This is a genomic window from Paenibacillus cisolokensis (assembly GCF_050481165.1).
Lineage (GTDB): Bacteria > Bacillota > Bacilli > Paenibacillales > Paenibacillaceae > Paenibacillus_AH > Paenibacillus_AH cisolokensis.
In genome coordinates, this window is sequence record NZ_JBCNFP010000052.1 from 25401 (window position 1) to 35277 (window position 9877).

General features: G+C 57.0%; 8 protein-coding genes. 4 read left to right on the top strand and 4 right to left on the bottom strand.

Annotation, left to right across the window (positions count from 1 at the left end; translation table 11 throughout):
• Positions 1-138 precede the first annotated feature (138 nt).
• Positions 139-933 (top strand): divergent polysaccharide deacetylase family protein, encoded by a 795-nt coding sequence (locus tag ABEV74_RS08940; protein ID WP_430145275.1) that lies wholly within the window; start codon positions 139-141, stop codon positions 931-933.
• Here the strand turns inward: ABEV74_RS08940 and ABEV74_RS08945 are convergent.
• Positions 930-1661 carry an N-acetylmuramoyl-L-alanine amidase family protein gene (locus ABEV74_RS08945; protein WP_430145260.1) on the bottom strand — a complete coding sequence of 244 codons (732 nt, stop codon included), beginning with the start codon at positions 1659-1661 and terminating at the stop codon, positions 930-932. The two genes, ABEV74_RS08940 and ABEV74_RS08945, sit on opposite strands and share 4 nt — an antisense overlap.
• A 158-nt stretch (positions 1662-1819) precedes the next feature.
• Between ABEV74_RS08945 and ABEV74_RS08950 the strand changes: the two genes are divergently transcribed.
• Positions 1820-2062 carry a YqzE family protein gene (locus ABEV74_RS08950; protein ID WP_430145263.1) on the top strand — a complete coding sequence of 81 codons (243 nt, stop codon included), beginning with the start codon at positions 1820-1822 and terminating at the stop codon, positions 2060-2062.
• On the opposite strand, the gene ABEV74_RS08955 is transcribed toward ABEV74_RS08950, so the two are convergent.
• From ABEV74_RS08955 to ABEV74_RS08965, 3 genes are all read right to left on the bottom strand, one after another.
• Entirely contained in the window at positions 2021-2947 is a 927-nt protein-coding gene (locus tag ABEV74_RS08955; protein ID WP_430145265.1) for a hypothetical protein, read from the bottom strand. The two genes, ABEV74_RS08950 and ABEV74_RS08955, sit on opposite strands and share 42 nt — an antisense overlap.
• A gap of 155 nt (positions 2948-3102) precedes the next feature.
• Complete coding sequence (locus ABEV74_RS08960) at positions 3103-4044, bottom strand: YqhG family protein (protein WP_430145267.1); 942 nt, start codon at positions 4042-4044, stop codon at positions 3103-3105.
• A complete protein-coding gene (locus ABEV74_RS08965; RefSeq protein WP_430145269.1) occupies positions 4041-5852 on the bottom strand; it encodes a DEAD/DEAH box helicase in 1812 nt (603 codons plus the stop codon). Before ABEV74_RS08965 ends, ABEV74_RS08960 begins: the two co-directional genes overlap by 4 nt.
• 287 nt (positions 5853-6139) lie before the next feature.
• On the opposite strand from ABEV74_RS08965, the gene ABEV74_RS08970 reads away from it, so the two are divergent.
• A complete protein-coding gene (locus ABEV74_RS08970) occupies positions 6140-8761 on the top strand; it encodes an adenosylcobalamin-dependent ribonucleoside-diphosphate reductase (RefSeq protein ID WP_430145277.1) in 2622 nt (873 codons plus the stop codon).
• Positions 8762-9175: 414 nt separating this feature from the next.
• The gene (locus ABEV74_RS08975; protein ID WP_430145280.1) at positions 9176-9373 is read left to right on the top strand and encodes a hypothetical protein; all 198 of its coding nucleotides are present in this window, start codon (positions 9176-9178) and stop codon (positions 9371-9373) included.
• Positions 9374-9877 lie beyond the last annotated feature (504 nt).

Genomic DNA, 9877 nt, shown 5'->3' on the forward strand with positions numbered 1-9877 from the left:
GTTCTGTTGGCGGATTTCTCCTTACCGCGGCTACATATTTTGCCCGTCTGACACAAAGAATGAGGAGGAAAACAAGGTACCGAAAGGAGCTATGGCGGGATGAAACGGAAAGCGCAAAAATGGGGAAAAGCAACGATTATGGCGGCATGCGCCGCCTTCATGCTCTTCGCCGCTGTTTTCCCGGCCGATGCGGCGCCAGCCGGCGTCAAAACCGGCAAGGAAACCGGCGTCCGCAAACGGATCGCTCTTGTGATCGACGATTTCGGAAACGGGATGTCCGGGACGAAGGAAATGATGGCACTGCCGGTCAAGTTCACGGTCGCCGTCATGCCGTTTATGCCCACCTCGAAGGCGGATGCGGAGGAGGCTCACCGGCTCGGACACGATGTGATCGTCCATATGCCGATGGAGCCGGTGCGGGGAAAGAAGGAGTGGCTCGGACCGGGCGCCATTACGACGGATCTTGACGACAGCGAAATCCGCAGGCGGGTGGAAGCGGCGATCGATCATATTCCGCACGCGATCGGCATGAATAATCATATGGGATCGAAAGCGACGGCCGACGAGCGCGTCATGCGCATCGTTCTGACGGTGTGCAAGGAGCGGGGGCTCATCTTTCTCGACAGCCGGACGACGGAACATTCGGTCATTCCGAAGCTGGCGGCCGAAATCGGGGTGCCTTATGCCGTCAACAACGTCTTTCTTGACAATTCGTATAAGCCGGCCTATATCGCCAAACAGGTTAACGTGCTGGTCCGGCAGCTGCAATCCCGGAGCGATTGCGTTGTCATCGGTCATGTCGGCCCTCCGGGACTTTACACATCTAAGGTCCTGCGCAGCTCGTTGCCGGAACTGCAGCAGACAGCCGATTTCGTTAAGCTGCCCGACATCGTGCGCGGACTCCCGGCTTTTCCCGACGGATTGCGTCTTTAGTCCTGTTTGGCGGCCCGCTCGCGATACTGGCGAATGCCGGAGACGATCGCCTGGGCGATCGCCGTTTGCTGCTGCGGGTCGGTAAGCATGGCGCGGTCTTCGGCATTGGTGATAAAGCCCATCTCCACGATGACGGCCGGACGCTTGACGCTGTTAAGCAGATAGAACGGCTTGCCGAGCTTCGGCTTCGCATGCGTGCCCTGCTGCCGGTTGAGCGCCTCCTGGATGCATGTTGCTAGCTTGACGCTTTCCTCGTTGTCCTGGTGAAGCACGAGCGGACCGCGTTTGTTTTTGTTTCTGCCGGCGTTGACGTGCAGGCTGACGAGTATTTGCACGTTGATTTCATCCGTAAGCTGTCTTCTTTGGCTCAGATCGCGCCGGTGCCGCGAGCGGCTCGCATGCCAGCGGTTGTCGTCGCTCAAGGCGTAATCGCCGGTCCGATTCAGCACGGTCGGAATGCCTTCGCTGTTAAGAAGCAGGTAAACCTTTTTGGCGATCGCGAGATTGATGTTTTTTTCCAGCACGCCGCCGTAAGAAGCCCCGTCGTCAATTCCGCCGTGTCCGGCGTCCAGCAGTACTTCGGCCGTCGGAAGCGCCCGTTTGTAGGAGGGGGGATCGGAAGCATAGGCCGGATGAACAGACAGGGCCGCAATCATCTGAGCGATAAATATTGCGCTAACGCATGCAAGGAACCGGCGAAACGAGGAACGATTCATCGATAATGTCATAACCTCCTGTGAAGGACCGGGATCGTTTTCTAAATATTGTGCGCAGCGGCAAGGAAGTCCATACGTGCGAGAGTTTGTTCGTTTGGAGAAGGCGCCGGGCGGGCACAATAGAATTATGGGAAACGGGAAATTTACGAAGGAAAAGGGAGGCATTAACGATGGCGGATGCAGATGAGTATATCAAATATATAACGGAACGATTCGTGCAATATATCGAAACGCCCAAGGAAGAAAGACGCCGGAGCCGGTCCGAAGCCAGGTCGGCAAGAGAGCCGTGGCATGTGCGCTGGTTCGGAATGGCGCCGGCATCGATCGCGATGTGGTGGAACAATCGGCGTTGGCGTTCGTTCAAGGACAAATTATCGGTAAAATTCCCCTTCAGACAGAAGCAGGTCAAATAAGACGTTTCGCGTTCCTTCGCCTTCAAGCGTAATGTAAGTATGTTCGGTCGTGCCGTCGGACCATTGGTCGTAACCGACGACAGCCCATACGAAGCGGGTCGTATTCCGGTACAGCTCTGCGGTGTACCGGATTTCCGCGCGCTTGTCCAGCATTGCGGGCAGCAGATGCCGTTCACTTGCCGCCAGCGGCGATCCGGTCAGCCAGGGCATCCGGTCGTACCTTTCGAAAGAAGCGTTGCGGCGGACGGACACCTCCCAGGCCGGTCGGGGCTTGTCGATGGCGGTATCTTTTACCGTTTCGATCGTCGCCGTTCCGATCGACGCTGCGGCGGAAACGCCGTTCGGCTCGCCCGCTTCGCTCACGGCTTTGCCCAGCAGCTTGTCGTCGATCGGCAGCGTTTCCCCGCTCATCGCATCGGCGTACAGAACGGCGCCATCCGGCTTCGTAATATGCCAGACCGCCAGCAAAGGATGATAATAAAGCGGTACGGCCTTATAGCGGCCGATTCCTTCCTTGCTCATTCCGTGTCGAAGAACAGCGGAATCGAACAGCGGATGGGGGCCGGAGCCGTACTCGACAAGACGGTACGGTTCCGCTTCGCGGTCCGTCGCTTCCACAATCAGATAGCCGGTAATTGCCGGACCGTTCTTGACGGTTACGTACCAGCTGTGTGTGCCGGGACCGAGCGGCGAGATGCTATAAGCGGCCGATTTCCACAATTCGTAGCCGCTTTCGGCGGACAAAGCCTCGATCCATTGGCTTACCTGTTCATGCAGCGTTGCCGGTCTGGCCGCGCTTGCGGCCGGCGGCATCGATCCTGCGGCGGCGAGAAAGATAAGGGCGGCCGCATAGGCGGGCACCCATTTGCGCATCGTTTGACTCAAGGCTCGTTCATCCTCCCGTTTTTTCGTCGTGACGGACGATGTACCGTCCATTGTAGCGGACAAGCAGGGAAAAGAGTGTAGGAACCTGTCACGTCCGGCTGCCGCATCGACGTTCTATTTTTGCCGGATTGCGCAGGAAAACGTCTAATGTGGACTTATCCGATCCCTTCCAGATGAAAGATACCGCAATTTATGACGGATGCCGTCACTCTCGGCTCGTACTGCCAGCGGATTTCTTCCTTCCGCCGCTCGTACTGTTCGGCGATCGCCGCCTTTGACTCCTCCTCGGCGCCGGCGATCAGCGGTTCGTAGTAATGCGCGACCTGCGCCAGTTCCTCTTTCAGCCGCTGCGAAGCTTCTTTGGCCCATTCGTAATCGTAACCGCGCAGTTTCTTCTCCAGCGAGCCTTCAATCGCGGCCAGCGCCTTGCCGAGCGTCAATCCGTTCTTCGCCAGATGAATGTTCGGAGGCAGGCGCGGCGTCATCCGCAGATTGACGAGCCGTTCATGGAACCGTTCAACGAATTGGCCGGTCGCGAGCGAAACGCCGAACGAATGAATCTCTTCCCGCTTCCGGTCGGAAGCGAATTCGACCTTCATATTGACGCCTAGCCATGCGGTGTAAGGCGTCGATTCCAGCGGGTGGCGGCTGCGCCGCTCCGGCTCCTGGAACAGACAGACGAAGCGGCCTCCCGCCCGGGCGGCGCCAAAAATTTGCTCCAGCCGCTGCGAGCCGAAGTGAAGCACTTCCTCGGGGACGCGCGCCGGCGCCGCGGGCGAGCCGTGCACGAAGCCGAGGGAACGCGCCATTGCGGCGTCGGCCGCCGCATCCATGACGGAGCGGCCCGCATGGTCCGCCGGTGCGGCATTGGCGTTCGTTTCATATTTCGACTTGTCCGTAATGAATCGGAACGTCATCGTCTCGGGCTCCGCGCCGGTACGGTCTACGAAGCTCCAGTAGTAGGGACGGTTCGTCAGGATACGGTCGGCTTCAGGCGACAGCTTGACCGTGAAGTGGGCCGGCGATTTTTCGATAATGTGGCAGCCGGTCGCATCCAGATAACGTTGGACGAACCGGTGAATTTGCTTCTCGTTCACGATCTTTCCTCCACCTTCCGCCCGGCTTTCCGCTCCGGCCCAAGGAGGGGGGGAGCGTCGCCGGACCGCTCCGCTACCTGGACTTCGCCGCGAATCCGGTTCAGCGACGAGCCGAGCGAATCGATGCCCGCGCGCAAATCGCGGCTGTTGTCCGATTCCAGCATGAGGCGGGCAAGCTTGTGCTCAAGCGATTGATCGTCCTGCTCGAACCGTTCGAGAATATGATCCAGGTCGCCGATGACCATCTCGAACAGATTGATTTTCTCGTGAAGCAGGTGGACGATATGCTCTTCGATCGTGCCGAGCGTGCACAGGTTGTAGATTTTAACGTCCTTCGTCTGGCCGAGACGGTGAATCCGTCCGATCCGCTGCTCGACCCGCATCGGGTTCCACGGCAGATCGAAATTGATAATATGGTTGCAAAACTGCAGATTGATGCCCTCGCCGCCCGCTTCGGTGGCGATCAGCACTTGCGCCTTGCCCCGGAACAGGTCCATCATCCAGTCTTTTTTGCCCCGGTTCATGCCGCCCCGGTACGGCACGGCGGTCAGGCCGTGCGTCCGGAAAAATTGCAGCAGCGCTTCCTGCGTCGCCCGGTATTCGGTGAAAATAATCACTTTATCGTTCATTTCTTTCACAAGCTCAAGCGCCTTCTCGGCCTTGGTGTTCGCCTTGATTTGGCGGATCACTTCCACCAGCTCCCATATTTTCGCCCGTATCGGCGAATCCTCGGCGGTCTTCTTGAACAGATTGACCAGCGTGACGAACACGGCGTCGCGGCTCGAGCATACTTCGCGCTGCAGCGTGACAAGCGACAGCATGCTGGACAAGTCGCCGCCGCTCTCTTCGTACCGCTCCCGGACAAACCGGGTGACCGCGTCGTAGAGCGCCTGTTCCTCCTGCGAGAGCAGAAGCGGCACATTTTTGACAAAGCGCTTTGTAAAATGAATATTACCCTCGCTGCGCCGGTTCCGAATCATCACCGAGGAGAGCGTCTCCTGCAGCTGGTCCTCATTTTTCGGCAGCCGCTTGCCGAGCACGAAATTGGCTGCGAATTCGCTTTGTCCGCCAAGCTGGCCCGGTTTGAGCAGCGTGATCAAATTGTAGAGCTCGTCCAGATCGTTCTGAACCGGAGTGGCCGTCAGCAGCAGGCAATATTTTTTGCGAAGCTGAATGACGAACTGATAGTTGCTCGTCTTTTTGTTTTTCAGCTTATGTGCCTCGTCGATAATGAGCATATCGTAATCCTGGCCGAGCAGCGTATCGCGATGGGGCTCGCGCTTCGCCGTATCCATCGAGGCGACGACGATGTCGTACTCCCAGGAGTACGCCCGCTTCTGGGCGACGGCCGGAATGCCGAACTTCTGATTCAGCTCCCGCACCCACTGCAGGACGAGGGAGGCCGGCACCAGAATGAGCGCCCGCTTCACCAGTCCGCGCACCATATATTCTTTCAGCACGAGTCCCGCCTCGATCGTCTTGCCCAACCCGACCTCATCGGCGAGAATGGCGCGGCCGCCCATTTCGTGCAGCACTTTGCGGGCCGTTGCCACCTGATGCTCCATCGGTTCGAAAGCCGGCAGGCAGCGCAGACATTGCAGCTCGTCGAAATCGGCGACACGTTTTGATTGCTCCGCCTCGAGCGCCAGCTGGTACAGCCCCCAGTCGTCCCAGGGGCCGTTCTTCTCAAGCCGCGACTGAAGCTCCTCGAACCAGGAACGTTCGCAGCGCAAATCGACGAGCGGATGCAGTTTGCGGACGACATAGGTATCGTCGGACCGCGGGGCGGAGGGAGGTGGAGGAAACATGTCTAGGCTAGCGCTCCTTTCAAGTGTCGTTTCATCATGTTTCCAGTATGGCCTTTCCGGAGGCGATTCATAAGAATTCGTTAAAAAAAGAGTGCGGACAAGCAAATGGAAGCTAGAGAGGGGGAGAATGGGGTTGATGGGCGAAAATCCCGAAAAATCCATATGAAGATCAATATATAGTATAGTATAATGAGAAACGCACACAATATATGGTGCCAAATTCATACAATGCCGTTAAAAAGATATGGTAATTAGCTTGACAAATGGGAGGCGGTTCGCTAGTGGAAATGGCGACGCGGAAGAGCCGGCTTGAAGGGCTGAGCGAAAAAATCTTTTTGGACCGTTATGCATGGAAAAACGCGGATACGAACCAGACGAAGGTCGGCGACGTGGTCCTCGTGCTGACGAAAGACGACCCGAAATTCCCGGCGAAGGAAGTGGGCGAAGTCATCGCGCGCGAAGGCCAGACGGTGACGGTTCGGACGCGCAGCGGGGAAATCGTACAGTCATCGGTCGACAAACTGACGCTTACGATAGAGAAAACGCCGGAAGAAATGTGGGACCGCCTGGCGGCGGCGATGGCATCGGTGGAAGAAACGGAAGTGAAGCGGAAGGAATGGCGCGAGAAGTTCCGCTATATTCTCGACGACTGGAAGCTCGTGCCGGGCGGCCGGATTGCGGCGGGCGCGGGAGCCAGCGAAGAGTTGACACTGTTCAACTGCTACGTCATCCCTTCGCCGCATGACAGCCGGGGCGGCATTATGAAGACGTTGACGGAGATGACCGAGATTATGGCCCGCGGCGGCGGCGTCGGCATCAATCTGTCGTCCTTGCGTCCCCGCCGGGCGATCGTCGCAGGCGTGAACGGTTCCTCGAGCGGTGCGGTATCGTGGGGCGGCCTGTTCAGCTATACGACCGGCCTGATCGAGCAGGGCGGGAGCCGGCGTGGCGCGCTTATGCTGATGATTAACGACTGGCATCCCGATCTGCACGACTTCATTACGGTTAAGCAGACGATGGGACAAGTGACCAACGCCAACCTGTCGGTATGCGTCAGCAACGCGTTCATGCGCGCGGTCAAGGAGGATCTGGACTGGGATCTCGTCTTCCCCGATACGCAGGATCCCGAGTACGACGAGCTGTGGGACGGCGATCTGGAGAAGTGGCGCCAGCGCGGCAAGAAGATCGTGCACTACAAGACGGTTCGCGCCCGCGACATCTGGCATACGATCATCGAATCGGCGTGGAAATCGGCCGAGCCGGGCGTCGTGTTCATGGAATATTACAATCAGATGTCGAACAGCTGGTACTTCAATCCGATCATCTGTACGAATCCGTGCGGCGAGCAGGGGCTGCCGGCTTGGGGCGTCTGCAATCTGTCGGCGATGAACCTGTCGAAGTTCTACGATGAAGCAGCCGATGACGTCGCTTGGGACGAACTGTCCAAAGTGACGCGCTGGTCGGTGCGCTTCCTGGACAACGTCATCGACAAGACGCCGTACCATTTCCCGGAGAACGAGCGGAATCAGAAGAACGAGCGCCGCATCGGTCTCGGCACGATGGGGCTGGCTGAGCTGATGATCAAGCTGCGCATTCGTTACGGCAGCCCGGAATCGCTGGAATTTCTCGACAAGCTGTACGGCTTCATCGCCCGCGAAGCGTACCTAGCTTCCACGGAAATCGCCGCGGAGAAAGGCTCGTTCCCGGCATTCGATGCGGAGAAGTTCGTACAGAGCGGCTTCATGAAAAATATGATCGCCCAATATCCGGAAGTCGGCGAAGCGGTCCGCAACCGCGGCATGCGCAATGTGACGGTCATCACCCAGGCGCCGACAGGCAGCACCGGGACGATGGTCGGCACGTCGACCGGCATCGAGCCGTATTTTGCCTTTGAATATTTCCGGAAAAGCCGGCTCGGCTACGACAAGCAGCTGGTCCCGATCGCTCAGGAATGGAAGGACGCGAATCCGGGCAAGGAGCTGCCGGACTTCTTCGTGACGGCGATGGATCTGACGGCGGAGGATCACATTCGCGTGCAAGCGGCGATCCAGCGCTGGGTGGACAGCTCGATCTCGAAGACGGCGAACTGTCCGGCCGACTTTACGATCGAAGAGACGAAGCGGCTCTATGAGCTCGCCTTCGAACTCGGCTGCAAGGGCGTCACGATCTATCGCGACGGCAGCCGCGACACGCAAGTGCTGTCCACGAAGAAGGAGGAGAAGTCCGACGCCGCGACGGCAGCGGCTGCGCCTGCTGCGGCGGAAACGACGGCCGCAAGCGCGCAATCGGACGAAGCGGCGCTCGGCGCGCTTAACGCTTCGCTGAATGCCGGCGTATCGCCGCAGGCGGAGCAGGTGTTTGACAAGCAGTACAAGCGCCGTCCGCAAGTACTGCGCGGTGCGACATACAAAGTCAATACGCCGTTCGGCATGGCGTACATTACGATTAACGACATTAACGGCACGCCTGGCGAAATTTTCCTGAACGTCGGCAAAGCCGGTTCGGACGTATTCGCGATGGCGGAAGCGCTTGGCCGCGTCTGCTCGTTGTTCCTGCGTTACGGCGATCACGGGAACAAGGTCAAGCTGCTGATCAAGCATCTGAAAGGAATCGGCGGCTCGGGCGCCATCGGCTTCGGCGCCAATCGCGTGGAGTCGATCGCCGATGCGGTGGCCAAGTCGCTGGAGCTTCATATCGGATTGGCGTCCGAGGAAGCGGCGGCTTCCGAAGCGGGAACGGCATCCGGCGTAGCGGGAGCTGCGGAAGCGGGAGCGGGCGGTCACGGCGGCCACGACGTTTCGGCTGCCGCAGGCTCGCGCGACCTGTGCCCGTCTTGCGGCACCGCCTCGCTGATCAATATCGAAGGCTGCAAAACATGCAGCAACTGCGGCTACAGCCGCTGCTCGTAAGAAAAGGACCCGAAAGGGTCCTTTAGCCTGTTGAAAAACCTCAAAAGGCTATTTTTATGTTCATATTATTTATCTATTCACCGCGTTAAAATGATGAAATATAACTATACTGTAAAGGCGGTGGAATTGTGCTTCGTTCCAACTCCAATGTGCAAAACCAATACGAACGGGTCTGTATTGAAGAGATCTTGTCCTGCCTAACCATCCTCTCCGGAAAATACAACAATATATCGACTTTTCCTTAATTCTTGACTTGGTTCGCCCATGCTGTTTAAAATGCTTTAACGGCTATCTGTTCCGCATTCGCTCTGAACGGACACTCCAATACCGCTTATCGCTGATTCCTCGGTCTTGGACTTATGGACCGTGTCCCGGATCACAGCACACTAAGTTATTTCCGTGAGCGTCTTAAAGATGGCGATGTTTTCAAAAGATTTCGACGAAGTGGTTTTGCTCGCCATCAAGCATCGTTTGGTTGCAGGCCGTGTGCTCATTATCGACTCCATCCACATCAAAGCAAACGCCAATAAACGAAAGTTTGTGAAAGAAGAGGTCGCCAAGAGCAGGAAGGCGTACATAAATGAACTGGATGAGGCGATTCGCGCAGACTGAGATGCTAACTGAAATAAGCCCTGAAACCAGGGAAGGAGGTGAAAGAACCCAAAGAAACAAAGGTGAACACAACGGACCTGGAGTACGGAAACATGGTAAGGGATGGCAAGCAGGAAGGCTTCTTCTATCTCGATCAGCGGACAGTCGACCAGAAGTACAATATTATCACCGAATGTATATATCACTGTCGGAAATGTTCACGACTCCGTGCCATATGTAGATCGGCTGGAATATATCATGAAGAAGTTCGGGTGCGCTGGATGCATGTTACTTCACGTCGTACATATGCAAAGAAGCTTTACCAACGAACGCTTTGTAAATGATTTGTTTCTCAAAGTGCTTCCACTTAAATAACCCTCTTGATCCCTTCATGATGAGATCCCTCATCCCACGACACCATTTTAAAGTAAGCGTCAAATATTCCCCACCTACACGGACTCGAAGATTCATGAGAAACTAAGCGTATCGGAAAGATAGGAGGTACGCGCGAATGAACGAAAATGA

Excerpts from the sequence above, each read along its gene's own strand:
- ABEV74_RS08940 (WP_430145275.1), top strand. The coding sequence starts at position 139 with ATGGCGGCATGCGCCGCCTTCATGCTCTTCGCCGCTGTTTTCCCGGCC.
- ABEV74_RS08945 (WP_430145260.1), bottom strand. The coding sequence starts at position 1,661 with ATGACATTATCGATGAATCGTTCCTCGTTTCGCCGGTTCCTTGCATGC.
- ABEV74_RS08950 (WP_430145263.1), top strand. The coding sequence starts at position 1,820 with ATGGCGGATGCAGATGAGTATATCAAATATATAACGGAACGATTCGTG.
- ABEV74_RS08965 (WP_430145269.1), bottom strand. The coding sequence starts at position 5,852 with ATGTTTCCTCCACCTCCCTCCGCCCCGCGGTCCGACGATACCTATGTC.
- ABEV74_RS08970 (WP_430145277.1), top strand. The coding sequence starts at position 6,140 with ATGGCGACGCGGAAGAGCCGGCTTGAAGGGCTGAGCGAAAAAATCTTT.
- ABEV74_RS08975 (WP_430145280.1), top strand. The coding sequence starts at position 9,176 with ATGGCGATGTTTTCAAAAGATTTCGACGAAGTGGTTTTGCTCGCCATC.